This window comes from Enterococcus dispar ATCC 51266 (assembly GCF_000406945.1).
GTDB classification, from domain to species: domain Bacteria; phylum Bacillota; class Bacilli; order Lactobacillales; family Enterococcaceae; genus Enterococcus_C; species Enterococcus_C dispar.
The window spans coordinates 2,440,508-2,457,078 of record NZ_KE136354.1; the positions used below are offsets into that span (position 1 = coordinate 2,440,508).

At 38.0% G+C, this 16,571-nt stretch carries 12 protein-coding genes; 9 read left to right on the plus strand and 3 right to left on the minus strand.

Annotated elements, in window-relative coordinates:
• Nucleotides 1-248: 248 nt before the first annotated feature.
• The 7 genes from RK01_RS11450 to RK01_RS11480 all read left to right on the plus strand — a co-directional run bounded on the left by RK01_RS11450 (nucleotide 249) and on the right by RK01_RS11480 (nucleotide 10,978).
• Nucleotides 249-6,665, plus strand: a complete 6,417-nt coding sequence (locus RK01_RS11450) for a Cna B-type domain-containing protein (RefSeq protein WP_016173436.1) — start codon at nucleotides 249-251, stop codon at nucleotides 6,663-6,665.
• A 257-nt stretch (nucleotides 6,666-6,922) separates the two neighbouring features.
• Entirely contained in the window at nucleotides 6,923-7,528 is a 606-nt protein-coding gene (locus RK01_RS11455; protein ID WP_016173437.1) for a PepSY domain-containing protein, read from the plus strand.
• Nucleotides 7,529-7,676: 148 nt separating this feature from the next.
• Nucleotides 7,677-7,901: a hypothetical protein gene (locus RK01_RS11460; RefSeq protein WP_229084763.1), complete on the plus strand. Its 225-nt coding sequence runs from the start codon at nucleotides 7,677-7,679 to the stop codon at nucleotides 7,899-7,901.
• On the plus strand, nucleotides 7,891-8,403 hold the full coding sequence (locus tag RK01_RS11465; protein ID WP_016173439.1) for a GNAT family N-acetyltransferase: 513 nt from the start codon (nucleotides 7,891-7,893) through the stop codon (nucleotides 8,401-8,403). The genes RK01_RS11460 and RK01_RS11465 overlap by 11 nt, the downstream gene beginning before the upstream one ends.
• Before the next feature lie 13 nt (nucleotides 8,404-8,416).
• Nucleotides 8,417-9,007, plus strand: a complete 591-nt coding sequence (locus RK01_RS11470; protein ID WP_016173440.1) for a TMEM175 family protein — start codon at nucleotides 8,417-8,419, stop codon at nucleotides 9,005-9,007.
• Between the two features lie 4 nt (nucleotides 9,008-9,011).
• Complete coding sequence (locus tag RK01_RS11475; protein ID WP_016173441.1) at nucleotides 9,012-9,308, plus strand: hypothetical protein; 297 nt, start codon at nucleotides 9,012-9,014, stop codon at nucleotides 9,306-9,308.
• A gap of 308 nt (nucleotides 9,309-9,616) precedes the next feature.
• The gene (locus tag RK01_RS11480) at nucleotides 9,617-10,978 is read left to right on the plus strand and encodes an MFS transporter (RefSeq protein ID WP_016173442.1); all 1,362 of its coding nucleotides are present in this window, start codon (nucleotides 9,617-9,619) and stop codon (nucleotides 10,976-10,978) included.
• 315 nt (nucleotides 10,979-11,293) lie between these two features.
• Here RK01_RS11480 and RK01_RS11485 read toward each other — a convergent pair whose 3' ends face one another.
• The gene (locus RK01_RS11485; RefSeq protein WP_016173443.1) at nucleotides 11,294-12,292 is read right to left on the minus strand and encodes an acyltransferase family protein; all 999 of its coding nucleotides are present in this window, start codon (nucleotides 12,290-12,292) and stop codon (nucleotides 11,294-11,296) included.
• Between the two features lie 62 nt (nucleotides 12,293-12,354).
• Between RK01_RS11485 and RK01_RS11490 the strand changes: the two genes are divergently transcribed.
• Nucleotides 12,355-13,233, plus strand: a complete 879-nt coding sequence (locus RK01_RS11490) for an alpha/beta hydrolase fold domain-containing protein (RefSeq protein WP_016173444.1) — start codon at nucleotides 12,355-12,357, stop codon at nucleotides 13,231-13,233.
• Nucleotides 13,234-13,430: 197 nt separating this feature from the next.
• Here the strand turns inward: RK01_RS11490 and RK01_RS11495 are convergent, their stop codons facing one another.
• The gene (locus tag RK01_RS11495) at nucleotides 13,431-14,030 is read right to left on the minus strand and encodes a TetR/AcrR family transcriptional regulator (protein WP_016173445.1); all 600 of its coding nucleotides are present in this window, start codon (nucleotides 14,028-14,030) and stop codon (nucleotides 13,431-13,433) included.
• A gap of 96 nt (nucleotides 14,031-14,126) precedes the next feature.
• Between RK01_RS11495 and RK01_RS11500 the strand changes: the two genes are divergently transcribed.
• The gene (locus RK01_RS11500; protein WP_016173446.1) at nucleotides 14,127-14,729 is read left to right on the plus strand and encodes an ECF transporter S component; all 603 of its coding nucleotides are present in this window, start codon (nucleotides 14,127-14,129) and stop codon (nucleotides 14,727-14,729) included.
• 195 nt (nucleotides 14,730-14,924) lie between these two features.
• Here RK01_RS11500 and RK01_RS11505 read toward each other — a convergent pair whose 3' ends face one another.
• The gene (locus RK01_RS11505; protein ID WP_016173447.1) at nucleotides 14,925-16,541 is read right to left on the minus strand and encodes an FAD-dependent oxidoreductase; all 1,617 of its coding nucleotides are present in this window, start codon (nucleotides 16,539-16,541) and stop codon (nucleotides 14,925-14,927) included.
• Nucleotides 16,542-16,571: the final 30 nt, after the last annotated feature.

A 16,571-nucleotide genomic window follows, 5' to 3' on the forward strand; every position in this document is an offset into this window, starting at 1 on the left:
GTTAAATTCTTAGATAACAACCATTATATAATATTTGTTTTTTATAAATTGAATAAAAATCGTTTTTATTCAAGAGTAAAAAAGTCAGGAGGAGAAAATTCCAATAAGTAAACTAATGGCAAACGCATTATATTTGACCGCAAATCAAAGTGTGATTTGCGTTATTTTCATTTTTTGCCAAATTTTAAAAAAATTAACAGCAATACTGTCTGGCGACAAATATTTATTAGCAAAAGGAGGATTTAGTAATGGAAAGAAAACAAAAAGGATTCAGTTGGTTGACACTTATTACGGTTTTACTAACACTTTTTCCGTTTGGAGAAGCACTTTTAAATGGGGCGACTGTATTAGCACAAACTAATAAGGCTACATATAGCATTTTCCAAAATGAAGCAGGGGATGCCCGTCTAAGTTATCGTGTGGATGAAAAAAATCAAGAAGTACAATGGGTCATCGATTACAACAAAACGGCCAGTGAACTCCCCCGTATCTTGGGCTTCTCATTAGAAAGTGAAAATGTAAAAGTAAAACCGACCGCTATAACCAGTAATGCTGGCATCCATTTTACTTACAAAGAAGGCTTTTTACAAACTACTGCTACAAAAGAGGCACAAGAAAATTATCAAGTGTCTTTTACAACCGAATACAAAAAGCAATTTGCAATAACACCACAAATTTTAGAATATGATTTGAATGGGAATACGATAGATTTACTAGCAAATAATTCAGCCTTAACCATATCTTTGCCAGCTTTGCAGCATGAAGCTACCACGGTCTTTTCTTCTACAAATGCCAATCAAAAGTCAAATCCTGTAAGTCAAGGACAATCCAGCAAGAGAGCCACCAATCCGCGGATCACTTCACGGACAAAAGAAAAAGGGAATGAAGCTAATCTTGTAGATTTAGATACTGCCAATCTTTTAGGAGACAATAAAACGATTTTGCTCAATGCGACCTTAAAGAATGATCAAGACCAAGAAATTAAAGATGGCGATCAAATCATTATCGGTCAAAATATTATTTTGGAATATAATTGGCGTTTGCCAGAAGGGTTACGCCAAGCAATGTTAGGCTACCCAGAAGGTGCTAGCGAAGATGCTTTTGGAGGGGATTATTTTACGTTTAAATTGCCAGAAAATTTCCACATTAACCCCACGAATGCGGATCAAACGCTAACCGGTGAATTAAAAGATGATCAAGGAACGTGCTTTGGCCGTTTTGTTATTCAAGCCGACGGGACTGTCACTTTCCATTTCTCTGATAAAGTGGAAAATCGTAATGATATCTCCGGAACTTTTTACGTTGGGGGAACAGTCAGTGATACCAAAGGGAATTCCAATGGAAATGTCGAAATAAAAGTGCCTTTTGTAGATGAAGCTAGTGATACTACGGTCCATATTCAAGAGCCTACTTACAATGCGTTGGAAAAAACGGTGGGAAAAGTTAGTTATAGTACTACCGATCCAAAAAAGGCAAGTGTCACTTGGACAATTATTGGGAATAAATATGGCACCGAAATGACATCAGGAAAAATCATTGATGCATTACCTGCGTACGTCACCTGGAATAAGATTACTGTTTATGAATACGATGTTGCTGATGTGAAAGCCGATGGTACTTTAAATGGCAACGGCAAAAATGTTACTGCTACTGTCACAATAGGGAATGATAAAAACAAAGTGGCAGTTGATTTACCCACACCTTCAAGTAAAGTTTATAAGGTGGTTATCGTAACGGATATTGATTTAACGAAAGTAACATTAAACGAGAGCATTAGCAGCAGTGGGAAGACGATAACCTATACTAGTCCAGATATTAAAAATGAAGCGCAATTAACGTCAGAAGAAGAGCTGGATTTAACTGCAACGGCATCAACTACTGTTACGGGAAATGCAACTGTCTTAAAAAGTTTTGTAGCTCAGCATGGCAATATAGTGCAGTGGGCTATCACATATACACAAAAGAGTGCCGCACTACCTGCCGTTGAAATTTATGAGTTGTTAGATGATAAGCAAGATTTTTGTACTGCTGATGGGATACTTTTGACATCTGCATCACAGATGCAAAGTTATTTGCAATCTGTAACAGATCCGCAAACAGCAGTTACGGTGAAAAAAGTCGGAGATAAATACGTTATTACCATGCCAGCAGGGACAATGGGAAAAGTTGTTATTCCTATTTATACCAAGTTAAAAACAGAAAACTTAGGCAAAACTGTAACAAATTCGGCTTCATTTACTGATAGTGGGGGAAGTAAAGGAACGCATTATTTAGCTAGTGGGGTAGTCAAAGAAGCCGATGGCAAAGCGGTTGATTTTACTAATAAGACAATTCCTTGGACGATTACGATTAATAAAAAACGCACTAACCAAAGTGACTCGATTCAATTGGATAAATGGACAGTTACGGATACACTTCAAGATGGTATGTATCTTCCGGTTTCCACAGCTGTAGCACTAAAAGAAAAAATTACTGTTATCCGTTATAACAAAAATGGCATAAAGTTGGGAGCGGTTAACGATTTCACGGTTGGAATTGAAGAATCAAGTGCACAGGGAGTCACGAAATTTACTGTGGCCTATACGTTAGAAAAAAATTCTGACGATTATTTTATTATTCAGTTTAAGGCAAATTATGAAACATTAGCAGATACCATGGTGAATAACGTAGTCTATTATTATATCAGTAATGACGTGGAAGGAAAAAGCCAAGCTGACGGCACATATAACCACAAAAATTATTACAATATTGGATTAGCTAAAAATGGTACTTACCGTTATGACAAAGATACGAAAAATCACTATGTTAATTGGGGGATAACCATTAACGAAGACGGACATTATTACGGTCAAGATGCCCAAGTAGTCGATGTTTTAAAGCCGGGGCAAACGTATGTAGAAAATAGTTTTAAAGTCTATCAAAAAGTGGGCAGTGTCTTTCAAGAAATTACTGGAAATATCCCATTAAAATTGGATAATAAGAACGGCACATTGACTATTACCGGCTTTAAAGCGGGTGAACAAACCGCTTATAAAGTTACCTTTGATGTGCTGGTAAAAGATATAGAAGATGAAGCAAACATTCCTGCAGGTACTGTAAAAAATACAGTTCAATATAGCGATAGCAACAATGCTGAAATTATCAAAGAGGCTGAATTAAGTTTAGATAATCGAAAAGCTTATGTTATCAAAGAAAAAGATGCAGCAGGAGTTATCACCAATGATCCCGATTATCCAGGTAAAAAAATCACTGGCTATAACGTAACAGTAAATCCTGCAGGCTTGGTATTGTTTGGGGTCACCATTGCCGATGAACCGAATGAATTTTTAAATATTATTCCTGCAAGTTTTAAAATGATGGATGGCGACTATGAATTGAAAGGCAACGAGGATTATTTGGGTACAATTACCCCAAGGGGCTACATTGTGACCTTAGCGGGTAAATATGAGAAACTACAAAAAACTTTGCAGATTACCTATAAAGCAGAAGTTAACCCAATTGGCAAACCCGGCAAAGAAATTCAATTGAAAAATACTGTCAAAATTACGGGCGATAATATCACGCAAAAAGAAATCAGTGATACGACAGAAGATAAATTTAAAATTTCAGATGCAGGTGGAACAGCGCAAGGAGTTACCCACAAAATTACGTTACACAAAGAAGATACCCAGAGCCAGATGCCATTGGAAAATGTTCGCTTTGATTTGTATCGTAAAGGATCTGATGCAGCCATTGATACCAAATTAACTGACAGTGAAGGCAACCTCATTTTTGAGGGCTTGACTTATGGAACCTATATTGTAAAAGAGGGAAATGCGCTGGAAGGCTACTATATTAGTTCAGAATTACAAAAAGGAATAGAAGTTATTATTAAAGAAAATGGCAGTACACAATCCCAAACGATTGCCTTATCTTACACCAATGAACAAGTAGGGAACTTGAAACTCGTTAAAACCGATGCTGCCAATCCGGATAAAAAATTGAAGGACGCCATTTTTGCTCTTTATCATGCCGATGAAGAAGGAAAAGCCACTACACAAGTAACCCAAGATGCTAATGGTAATCTGGTAGGTGATGCAGATACACATTATTTGACGACGCAAGAAGATGGCAGCATTCTAGTAGAAAATCTAATTCCAGGTGGATATATTTTTAAAGAAATTACTGCACCAACGGGTTATGCATTGCCAAAAAATCCATATACCACCGTGGCGGATGTTAAGGCAGCTGCTCAAGCAGTTACCACCATAAGTAAGACAAACGAGAGCTTAAAAGGGACATTTAAGTTGAAAAAAGCGGCAGAAAACTCTTTGACAGCCCTTGCCGGGGCAGAATTTACTTTAACCTGTGATCCAGTTAAAGCACCAATAGTGAAAACGAGTCAAACCGATGGCATTGTGGCTTTTGATTTGGAGTATGGCTATAACTACACTATTACAGAGACAAAAAATCCCAATGGCTACAAAGGTGATTTTGAATTAAAAAATGTTGCTTTAAATAAAGAAGGTAAAGTAACAGTGGCCGGAAAAGAGCTAAGCGATACTATTTATTTGGTAACAAATGAATTGGTTACCACCCAACTTGCCGGGACGAAAACTTGGGATTTAAAAGGCAATGATGCTGACTTTATCATACCAAGTGAAATCACAATTCAGTTGGAACGAAAACAAGAAAATGCAGCCGATTCTCACTATCAAATCATTAACGAAGTGAAAACAAATGCTGCTAAAAATTGGCAGTATCAGTTTGAAAATTTACCTGTTTACGATTTAGCTGCCAGTGCTGGCGTAAAATTTTCTTATCGAATAAAAGAAGTTCCCGTTGCAGGTTTTGAGAGCCAAATAAAGGACGCTCACATTACCAATACTCTTAAAACAAAAAAAATCACGGGGTTAAAAACATGGGATGCTTTGGCGACAACTTATGGAATCCTGCCAAATGAGATCACAGTGAATTTAGAAGTAAGTGCCGATAATGGGCAGACATGGCAGAAATTTATGCGTCAACAAGCTCCAGTGAATATGAAAGTAAACGCTCCGGACTGGACGTATAATTTTGCAAATTTGCCAATGTATGATTATAAAGGAGATGCGTTAACTTATCGGGTAAAAGAAGATGCTCCTACGGGTTTTCTACCCGAAACAGATAAGTATGATTTGCACAACAAATTGGAAACAACTACCGTGAAAGTAGATAAAATTTGGCTGGATCAAAATAACTATTACAGTTTACGACCAGAGAAATTAGACTTTATGTTAAAAGTTCAAGTAGGAGAAAAATGGTTAGACTTTAAAGATGTTTTCCAAGTCGATAAAGAAATTACCTTGCACGATAATGGTACAAATACGTGGACGGGCCAATTTACAGATTTACCCAAATATGACACATCAGGGGCGGTAATTCATTATGGTGTCGTTGAAAATTTAGCAGGCATTAAAGAAACTTATTTGCCGAAAGATGGCGACTGTGAATTGCAAGAAGTAGCAGCCAATGGTACTGCAGTCTTTACCAACTGTTTACAAGCAACTTCTTTGCAGGTGACAAAACAATGGCAAGACTTTGATAATCAATTTGAAAGTAGGCCTGAAACAGTGACTTTTGAGTTACAAGCTTATCCAGAAGGCACTTCAGAAGCTTTGGCCAAAGTTGTTACAACACCAACAAATTCAACCGGACGCTATCAATTACGTGCGCCAGATTACGGGACGATTACCGTCAATGAGTTACCGCAAGCTGATCAATTACAACGAAAACTGCATTACAAATTTGTGGAAGTAGATACTCCTGTAAATTATGAAGCAGTGACGACATTTAATTCAGCTGGCAGTCAGGTGATTACCAATCAATTGCTTACAACAAATGTGGCGGGTGAAAAAATTTGGCAAGATGCCAACAATTCTACTGGTGTGCGGCCTGAACAAATTGAAATCCAGCTTTTACAAAACGGTCTTGAAATGTCAGGAGATGCGTACACGAAAGTGGTGACAGCAGCCGAGGACTGGCACTACGAATTTTTAGATTTGCCAAAATTTGCCGCAGATGGTAAAGCGTATGTTTATTCTGTGAAAGAATTAGCGGTCACAAAAGATTATGAAGCAGTTGTCACAGGCATGAATATTACGAATTACTTGAAAAAGGTTCCTTATCACGTTCAGAAAATCTGGGTAGATAATAATAGTAACGTACGGCCCAAAGAAATTACCGTTACTTTAACAGCAAATGATAAAGTCGTAGAGACCACTGTTTTATCAGCGGATAACAATTGGCAGTATACTTGGGAACAAATGCCGCAAATTGATGAAGCTAATCAGGTGATTACCTATCAAGTCATCGAAACTGACGTGCCAAGTGGTTATGGCGTGACCTATGAACAAAATGGTTACAATTTTGTAGTAACCAATACCTTGTTGGCTACACCGATTATGCCCAGTAATCCAACGCTACCCGCGACAGCAACCCCGACTGCCGCAATGCCAACAAGTACAACTGGACGGGGGAAATTGCCGCAAACACTTGGAATTTTATCAGATACGACCAGTACAACAGCACGGCGCCGCTTGCCAAATACGGGGCATCAATCAAATTCACGGCTGTTGTTTAGTGGCTTTATCCTTTTGATTTTTGTAGGAGCCAGTGGTTTTATTTACCGGAGATACAAAGCTTAATTATTCCACAAGTTAAAATAAAAACAGTACTTGCTAGTAGCTCAGGTAGTAATTTTTACTATGTGCTTTCCTTAGTAGGTGCTGTTTTTATATTTTGATTGCGGTCTTTGCTTTTTAAGGAGGAGTAATCAGAGAAAAATATTTTGCCAAAGATTACTTAAAAATAACGATTCATAACGCCTGTCAGTAGCAATTACCACCAAAAACAGGTAACATAAAACTAACGAGTATTGATAATCAGCTAAGGAGGAAGGGAAATGAAAAAACTTATTTTAATGGTAGCTTTAGGCAGCGGCATACTTTTGGCCGGTTGTCAGCAAAATAGCGGAAACCAAGACGATACTACTTCTAAGACATCGAACACAACGGCTGCTACAAGTACGGCTGCCACAAGTGAAGTGAATTCAAAAGTTACCGATAAAAACGGGATTGTTGTACCAAAATCGGAATTATATGATGAAACCATAACGAAATTTCAATCTGCACACACCGAAGCTATTATTACAAGCTTTAAGTGGGAAGCACAAGGCCCCAATGGTCAAGTTGAAGTGGAAGGTGAAGATAGCAGCCAGGAATATAAAATGATTTTTGATGACAGTGGCCAGTTATTAGGCGATACAAGCGAAGTCAATGATGATAAAAATTGGCAAGATGATGAAGTCAAAACTGATGCCGTTATTTCCTTATCAGAAGCGATTGAAAAAGCCCAAGCAGATACAGAGGGTTCAGTTACATCGGCAGAATTAGAAAAAGACGATGGTGTAACCAAGTGGGAAATTAAGTTACTCCACACCAATCAAGAGATTGAATTGACCTTGGATGCACAAGGCGGCAAAGTTCTAAATAAAGATGTCGACGATTAAGCAAAAAATCAATGTTTAGCATAATGTTAGGCATTGATTTTTTTTTAAATGGTAAAACCTAATAAGAATGCGGGTTTAGACTAAATTGTCATAAATTTTGCAAATATTTGTTATAATACCTAAAAAAGGGGGGAGTCCGTTGCCAGAGATGCGAAAAAAACGGCTAATGCAGGTAGAAAATCAAGTTGTATTACCGTTAAGTCATGAATTTCTAGTAAAGAATAATTTACAAGCTGATAGTATTGTAAAAGTGGATGAAGCTTTATTAGCACAGGCTTTGACGGTGCTTTCCAAAGAAGATATTTTAGAAGACGTTTTAGCCAAAGTGATGAATCAATATACAGATGAAGAGGAAGACAATCATGAAAATTAGAAACGCTACTGCAGAAGACTATAACGAGATTTATCAGTTAGTCAAAGAGGCTTTTAAAACAGCACAGGTTTCAGATGGAAATGAACAAGATTTTGTTGTAGCCTTACGCCAAAAAGATACATTTATTCCAGCTTTGGAATTTGTCGCTGTTGAAGGAGAAAAAATTATCGGCCATGTTATGTTAAGTGAGCAAGAAGTTAAAGCCAAAGACGGCGTCCGCAACTTTTTACTTTTAGCCCCATTAAGTGTTGCCTTTGACTATCGTAACCAGGGAATTGGCGGTGCCTTAATGGAAGAGGCTTTTAAAAAAGCCGTGGCAATGGAACATCACGCAGTGTTCTTAGTAGGTAACCCAGATTATTATGCCCGCTATGGCTTCCGTCAGATTGATACTTTTGGGTTGAAAAATAAAAGTGCTATTCCCGATCAATTTATTTTGGGACAAGAATTGGTTCATGGTGTGTTAGAAGATCTTGAAGGTGAATTAGAAATTATAGAATAAGGAAGTGGTTAAAATGCCGAAAACGCGAATTGAGGCATTTACAGATGCGGTAATTGCCATTGTCATGACCATTTTAGTACTGGAATTACATGAGCCAAACGGGAGCACTTGGCGCGCTTTTGCCGGTGTAGAACATCAATTTGCTATTTATTTAATTAGTTTTATTTCACTGGCGGTTTATTGGAATAATCATCATCATTTATTTAATATTGTTCAAAAAGTCGACGGTTGGGTTTTATGGACCAATAATCTATTTATTCTAATGATGACACTCTTTCCTTTTGCGACAGCTTGGATTGGTGATTATCCTGTGGAATTGGCACCCCAGTTGTTGTATGGCTTGGTGATTTTTGGTACGGACTTGGCGTATTGCCTTTTGGGATATGCTTTGGTGCGGGTAAATGGAAAAAATTCTGAGGTGGGGAAACTCTTCGCCCATTATCCCAAGATGCGAATTACTTTAATATTGAATGTCATTGCTTTATTAGCAGGTTGGCTGATCCATCCGGTTGGTGTCTTGGTGGTCAATGCATTGATGTTAATCATGTGGTTTATTCCCGAGAAAAAAATTGAAGAGCTAAGTCATTTAAACGAAAGAAAGTGATTTTATGTTTGAAATTTTTGATGAATTAAACCTCCACGTTACCGAAATGCCAGTGGAATTAGAAGAAAATCGTCCGGTTTATCGCGGCTTTTTACGGGAATTACCTCAAATTGCTGGGGAGGGCCACTCCCGCCAAGCGTTATATCGCCAATTGGCAGAAAAATATGCGACCTATCGGGAAAGTCTGGTGGAGCAAAGTAGTGAAGAGACCCAAACCACATCGCTACTAAGTGCCGAACAGTTGCTGAAGTACTATGATGGCGAAACTTTTGACGGTTTTTCTTTTGGTGAAAAAGAATGATTTTTTTAAAGATCAGGAAAGAGATTTGAATTCCTTTGGGGGATAAAAATCAATCAGACTGCTTGACCCTTTTAGCAAAAATAGGTACAATGACTTTTGTGAATATTTTCAAATCGTACAGATAACACGTCATTGGGCGTGTCGAGAGAGAGGCGGTTTCTATTTCGGTAGAAACTGCTTCTCTTTTTTTGGGCTTAAAGTTGCTTGGAGTAAATAAAATAAAGCAATCAACGTAATATTGTAAATTTTTAGCGAGTAACGTATTTCGCCCAAATTTTTGTACCAGATGAAAACAAAGGAGGAGTTTGATGGAGAAAAAAATTCACTTATTATTAGCTGTTTTGGCAACAGGAATGATGTCTTTTGCTGGTGTTTTAATTGAAACGGCGATGAATGTTACCTTCCCTACTTTGATTAGTGAGTTTGGGATTACGACTGGTCAAGTTCAGTGGGTGACGACAATTTATCTTTTAGTCATTGCAATCATTGTGCCTTTTTCGACGTATTTATTGAAAAATTTTCAAATTCGGACGTTGTTTTTGGCTTCGAATCTTTTATTTATGACAGGACTATTGATTGACTTTTGGTCCCCTAATTTTGCGGTTTTATTAGCAGGACGTCTATTACAAGGGGTCAGTACAGGGATTGCATTACCCTTAATGTTTCACATTATTTTAACTTATACTCCCATTGATAGACGGGGAGCAATGATTGGGATTGGTAATTTAACCACTTCCATTGCACCGGCAATTGGTCCCACCTATGGGGGCGTCTTGACTTCAGCTTTGTCATGGCACTATATCTTTTTGTTTTTAGTGCCCGTTTTATTGCTATCATTAGGTTTAGGTGTGTATGCGATTCCTAGTATGGCTGTTAAAAAAGGCGGTAAGTTGGATATCCCAAGTATGGCTGGCATCGTTTTAATGTTTACGGGCTTTTTACTATTTTTAAATCAAGTAGGGACGTTAACGAGTGTGATTCCACTTATTGTGGGGTTAGCCGGTTTAGGCCTCTTTTATCATCGTTCTACCAATGTGAAAGATCCCCTAATTCGTTTAGATGTTTTAAAAAATAAAGGTTTTCTTTTATTTTTACTGGGCTTTTTAGTTTGCCAATTTTTACTGTTGGGCATTTCCTTTGTCCTACCAAATTTTGTCCAAATTGTGATGGGAAAAGATGCTTTTGTGGCGGGGCTGGTGATGCTGCCGGGAGCTGCCGTCGGGGCTATTTTGGCACCTATTTCTGGGCGTGTGTTGGATAATCAAGGTGCTAAAAAACCAATTTTATTTGGCTTGAGCCTCGTCACAATTGGTTGGCTGGCTTTAACGTTATTATTACAAGCGCCTATTTTATTAGGGTTTGTTGCGGCCCACGTCTTTTATATGATTGGGATTGGTTTTTCATATAGCAATATGATGACTACAGGAATGGGCCAAATTTCTACAGAAATGTTTGCTGATGGCAATGCTATTTTTAATACTTTGCAGCAATTCTCTGGTGCGGTGGCAACTGCTATTGTGGCGACTATTATTAATTTGGCACAAAAAAGTCAGGCAAATTATCAAGTTGGGACAGTCTTTGGTTCGCAAATGGCAATGCTCTTTTTATTTGTTTTAGCACTTCTTGTATTAATTAGTTGTGTACGCTATTTTAAGGGTAAACAAAATTAAAAAAAAACTGACGTAAGCTGCACTGATTTTTCAGTTAGCAGTTTGAGTCAGTTTTTTTGTTGATAAAGGAATCATCTGGTTATCATAAGCAATGTGGCGGATCTGCTAGGATTAAAAAAGAGCTATCTGCTTCTTTAGCTTTTCTTTTGATCTAGCCCACAAACGAACTCTTGGCGACAATAAGCTAAAATTTGAAGAAATTTGAAAAACAATTTATTAAAATTCTATCTTATTGCTAGCGAGTTGTGCGAGTTCATTTAGCTTTTCTTTGATCTAGCACAGGCAACAATTTTTCCAAAGAGCTACCCGCTGCCTTTAGCTTTTCTTATCGGGCATAATCCAATGATTGATTTTTTTAGTGACGATACTTAAGCGGTGCGTCACTTTAGGGCGGGATAAAATATAGACGGTTAACAGCGTTCCACTAACTAGGATAAGCCCGTGTAATAATGGATTTTTCACAAATTCACCAATTTGAACAATCGGAGCAATTAAATAAATGTGCAAAAGATAGATTGCCAATGTATTTTGTCCCCAAACAGTATAAAAGTGGCGTTTTTCAGTCGCCATCACCAAGAAGGCGAAAACAAAAGCAAATCCTAATGCATAAAGGCACAGATCAGCCAAAATATTTTGCCACAGTGGGATTTCAAATAGGTCATAGGCTCTATCACCCCATAAAATCTCAGGAGGCAATTGGGTATTAACCCAAAGAAAGGCTGTTATTAATCCTAAAATAATCACCAACAAGCCTAATAAACGTGAAAAAGGGAATCGGCGTAATTTTTCGATCATTTTGCGGTCGGTGTAATAGCCGGCTAAAAAGAAAGGCAAAAAACCTAATGTGCGGGCCATTGCCATATAGGTGCCAAACTCAGTTAGAAAACCCGAAAAAATACCAACGATAAAGCTAAAAATCAAAATGTGTCGGACTTTAATTAAATCGGGTAGCAACAGGCGCCAGATGAACATACAATACAGATACCAAAGCGTCCACCCCGGATTTAAAATCGTGATGGTTTCAATTTTTCCCATTAATAACAAAATGATGCTTAAAATGAAGTTTAAAATGAGATAAGGAATAAGAAAAGTTTTGACGGCGGTTTTCCGTCCTTTTTGGACCTGTTTTGAAAAATAGCCGGAAATAAAAATAAAGACAGGCATATGAAATAAGTAAATAAAAACATAGAAAAATTCTGCTGTCTGGTTCGTTAAGCGGAAATATTCCAATGCGTGGCCTAAAACGACTAAAAAGATTAAGACCCCTCTTAAATTATCAAAAAGTAATTCCCGGTGTTTGGAAATAATGGACACCTCCTAGTCCGTCAGTTATGCTAGAGATAACACTATTGTACCATTTTTAAAGGAGGGGTGAGATGCGTTATTCGGCAAAATTTGTCAAACAGGTTTTCAAAGTCATTCAAATGAAAAAACTCGTGGGGATTGCGATGGTAGCACCACCAAAACGACGTAATATTAATATTCGTCAATTAGAAAATAGCGACATTCCGCAAAAACGCAGTCAAATTAGTGGCAGAGAACTGATTACACTCTTTCCACCTCATGTGACGAAAAAACATGTGCTCTATTTGCATGGCGGGGGTTATGCCTTGGAAGCATCTCCTTTTCATAAGCAAATTCAAGAACGTTTTGTTAGTCGTTTCAATTTAAAAGTCAGCTATTTTGATTATCCTTTAGCGCCGGAATCTACAGCAGTTCAAACGCTGGCTGCCACCAAAGCTGCTTTTTATCATTTGCGTTATTTGTATCCGGATGATGAATTTTATATCTTTGGTGATTCTGCTGGTGGGGGCTTATCGATGAGTTTAGCCCAGCATTTAAGAGATGAGGATGCGTTAAGGCGACCACAAAAATTGGCTTTGGCCTCTCCTTGGTTAGATGTTTCAGTAAGCGATCCACGCTCAGAGGAATTAGAAGAAAAAGATGTTTTGTTAGAAAAAGATTTGTTAACGCAAGCTGGAGCCGCCTATGCCGGAAATTTAGCCGTAGATGATCCCTTAGTCTCACCTATTTATGGAACATTCCAAGACTTGGGGGAGCTTTTAGTGATTAGCGGTACCGATGAAATTTTATATCCAGATGTTTTGCGTTTAAAAGAAAAAGTCGCTAATATCACCGGTACTACCTTAAGCTTAATTATTGTGCCGGATATGATGCATGATTTTGTCGTATATCCTTTAAGAGAATCCTTGCCTTATATCGATGAAATGGGGGAATTTTTTGCTGCTGATTAAAAGCTGCAAAAAATGGTAATCGCTCAAAGTGAAGTTTGCAAGCCCTGCTATGTAGTAGGCATTACTAAAAAAGACCTGATCAAAGTGGGAAAACAAGAAGTAACCTTTAATAGTTAGACAAAAAATCTACTTTTAAGGGAGCTTCAAGCATCCTACTTTGGTACAGGGCTTTTTTTTTGCACAATCGGTAGCTGTATTTAAATTTTTGGTAACATTTTTTTCATCAAATCAAATTGTTCGGTTAACTGCTGGTGCGTAATACCGCCGGTAAGAGCCATAACACTCATGCCTTCAATGACAAACATGAAATTTTCGGCAATCTCAGCAATTTTGTCGTCTCTTAAAATACCTTGAGCAACTCCTAATTCCAAAATAGCCAAAATTGTTTTTTTCGTCGCAGCTAGTTGCTCTTGTTGAAATTTATGATCGGCTGCTGTTTTATGGGTAAAATAATACTCATACATTGATCGCAACAAACTATTATCCATTTGATTTAACAAGCGATCTTCATGGCTAGCCAAATAGTCATTTAACAATTCTTCAAAAGGCGGATTTTTAGTGATAGCTTGTCGAATGTCATCAAATTTGCGATTGGAACGCTGTTTAATGACTTCCATGAATATTTGGTCAACAGAATCAAAGTACAAATAAATGCCGCCGCGGCTGATACCAGTGGCCTCAATTATATCTTTCATTGTTACGTCAATTAAGCCTTTTTGGCGAAAAACATGGCGCGCACTGGTTAAAATAGCTTCACGTTTTTGCCGCTTGCGTTCGGCGTTGGATAAATTTTTCATTTTCTCACCTCAAATTAGTGACACGCGTGTCATTTTCTTGTATAATCACTTCAATGACACTAGTGTCATTATAATTGAATTAAAAGGAGAACTCAAATGAATACGAAAAGTAAAAGTTATCGGATTGCCATTCGGGCTATTTTAATTGCTATTATTATTTTACAAGCGATGGTGCCATTTTTAGGTTTTATTCCATTAGGGATTACAAGCTTAACGATTATTCATATTACTGTGATCGTGGCAGCGATTGTTTTGGGAACAAAAGATGGGATGTTTGTCGGTTTAGTTTGGGGAATTTGCACCATTATTCGGGCCTTTACTTCGCCAACTACACCAATAGATACAATGGTTTTCACCAATCCTATTGTCTCTGTCGTCCCACGGGTTCTAGTCGGTTTAGTGGCTGGCTTATTGTTTCACTGGTGGTATAAGAAAAATGAAAATCTTTATGTAGCCTCTATTTTAGCTGCGATTGGTGGCACATTAACCAATACGATTTTAGTTTTAACTTTCATGGGAACGATTTATACTGGGCCAGTCGCATCGGCTTATGGCGTTGATCCTACTGGTTTATTAAAAGTTTTAGCAACAATTGTGGCAACGAATGGTGTGAGTGAAGTGATCGGTGCTGTAATTTTAACGCCGATTTTAGTTAAAGCGATTTTTACGGCAACACATTTAAGACCTGTTTATCGTTAATTAGAGCTTAAAAGCAGTGGTGCAAAAGGAAATCTTCTATCCTTTTAAGAAGGTGCAAGTTTTCTTTTGACCGCTGCTTTTTTGTTAGCTCAAATGTAGTGCATGAAGATAAGGCCGTGATAAGCTAACTATGTAAAGGCGCTTATTTATAAAAAGGGGCCGTGACAAGTCTTTGTCACGGCCCCTAAAGCATTCCTAATTTTCTTCAATCATGATCGCTTTAATACCAAAGCCGGCTAAAATGCGGGCCGCAGTATAAGTATTTAATCCCTTCCGGAAAGTTAAATAGACTTTTTTATCTTTTGGAATTTCAGCGATACGATCCCGCAATTCATTTAATGGAATATTGGCAGTCGCTTCGACGCTTCCGCTTTTGGCTTTACCGGGTTCTCTAACGTCTAAGAAATAAGCTGTTTTAAAATCCTCAGCTGGAATCGCTGCCACGTCAATGGTTTCAGCCACTTTTGTCACTTGGTTAATGCCGACATAACCGGCAATATTCACTACATCTCGGGAAGAAGAATAAGGTGGTGAATAAGGAATTTCAAGATCTGGTAAATCAAAGACAGTCAGATTACCGGTGATAGCAACCGATAATTGGCCAATTCGTTTGTCGACACCTTTTTTACCAACTGCTTGGGCCCCTAAAATTTTACCGGTTTCTCCGTCAAAAATTAATTTCAAGTTTAAACGTTCAGCTCCGGGATAGAAATAAGCATGGTCAAACGGCGTAATAAAAATTGTTTTATAATTTGTAATACCCGCTGCTTTTAACATATGTTCCGTTAAACCGGTATAACTTGCGGTATAATCAAAAATTTTCGCCACACCACTGCCTAAATAGCCACGGTAATGTAAGTCGGCACCATTGATGATATCAGCAAGTAAATGTCCTTGGCGGTTGGCAGCACTTGAAAGCATACTTGGTGTTGGTAGGCCGGTGACAATACTTGTGGTTTCGATAATATCGCCAATTGCATAAATATCTTCCACGTTTGTTTGCAAGCGATTATCTACTTTTACTTGACCAGATTTGGATAAATCAATGCCAGCAGAAGCCGCTAGTTCGTTGTTTGGTGCGACGCCGGTTGCAAAGATAATCATATCTGTTTGCAGCGTATCCCCATTTGATAAGTGAACAGTACGTCCATGGTCGCTAATTTCAGTAACAGTTGTATTTAAAATCACATGTAAGCCATGTTCAACTAAGTGGTCATAAACCAAAGCGGCAATTTCAGTATCATAAGGGAAAGCAACTTGTGGCAATTGATCGATTAAAGTCACGTCAAGGCCGCGTTCTTTAAAGTTTTCAGCCAGTTCTAATCCCATTACGCCAGCGCCTAAAACCGTTACACTTTGTGGTTTTTCAGTATTTAAAAAGTCCATGATTTTATCTGCATGGGTCACATTGCGTAAAATAAAGCCGTTTTTAGCTTCGTTAGCACCTTTAATCGGTGGTAAAGTTGGGCGGGCACCAGATGCTAAGATGAGACGATCATAATTATCAATTTTATTGGTTCCGTCTACTAAGTTTTTTACACTGACAGTTTTATTAATCGGATCAATGCTAGTAACTTCGTGTTCAATAAAAACATCGATATTATTCTTTTCTTTTAATTGTGCGGGAGTCCGTTCAATTAAGCTATCCCGATCTTTAATAACTCCGCCTAAATAATAAGGTAGGGCACAACTGGCAAAGGAAATATTTTCTCCCCGCTCATATAAAACGATTTCATGATTTTCATTTAAACGACGTAAACGTGTGGCAAAAGAAGGGCCACCAGCTACACCGCCGACAACGATAATTTTCACAAAAAACAGCTCCTTTTTTATAACTTACTT

What these genes read in the sequence shown, in the direction of transcription:
- RK01_RS11500 (WP_016173446.1), top strand. Translation starts at nt 14,127, where the DNA reads ATGAATACGAAAAGTAAAAGTTATCGGATTGCCATTCGGGCTATTTTA.
- RK01_RS11480 (WP_016173442.1), top strand. Translation starts at nt 9,617, where the DNA reads ATGGAGAAAAAAATTCACTTATTATTAGCTGTTTTGGCAACAGGAATG.
- RK01_RS11460 (WP_229084763.1), top strand. Translation starts at nt 7,677, where the DNA reads ATGCGAAAAAAACGGCTAATGCAGGTAGAAAATCAAGTTGTATTACCG.
- RK01_RS11450 (WP_016173436.1), top strand. Translation starts at nt 249, where the DNA reads ATGGAAAGAAAACAAAAAGGATTCAGTTGGTTGACACTTATTACGGTT.
- RK01_RS11490 (WP_016173444.1), top strand. Translation starts at nt 12,355, where the DNA reads ATGCGTTATTCGGCAAAATTTGTCAAACAGGTTTTCAAAGTCATTCAA.
- RK01_RS11455 (WP_016173437.1), top strand. Translation starts at nt 6,923, where the DNA reads ATGAAAAAACTTATTTTAATGGTAGCTTTAGGCAGCGGCATACTTTTG.
- RK01_RS11495 (WP_016173445.1), bottom strand. Translation starts at nt 14,030, where the DNA reads ATGAAAAATTTATCCAACGCCGAACGCAAGCGGCAAAAACGTGAAGCT.
- RK01_RS11465 (WP_016173439.1), top strand. Translation starts at nt 7,891, where the DNA reads ATGAAAATTAGAAACGCTACTGCAGAAGACTATAACGAGATTTATCAG.
- RK01_RS11470 (WP_016173440.1), top strand. Translation starts at nt 8,417, where the DNA reads ATGCCGAAAACGCGAATTGAGGCATTTACAGATGCGGTAATTGCCATT.
- RK01_RS11475 (WP_016173441.1), top strand. Translation starts at nt 9,012, where the DNA reads ATGTTTGAAATTTTTGATGAATTAAACCTCCACGTTACCGAAATGCCA.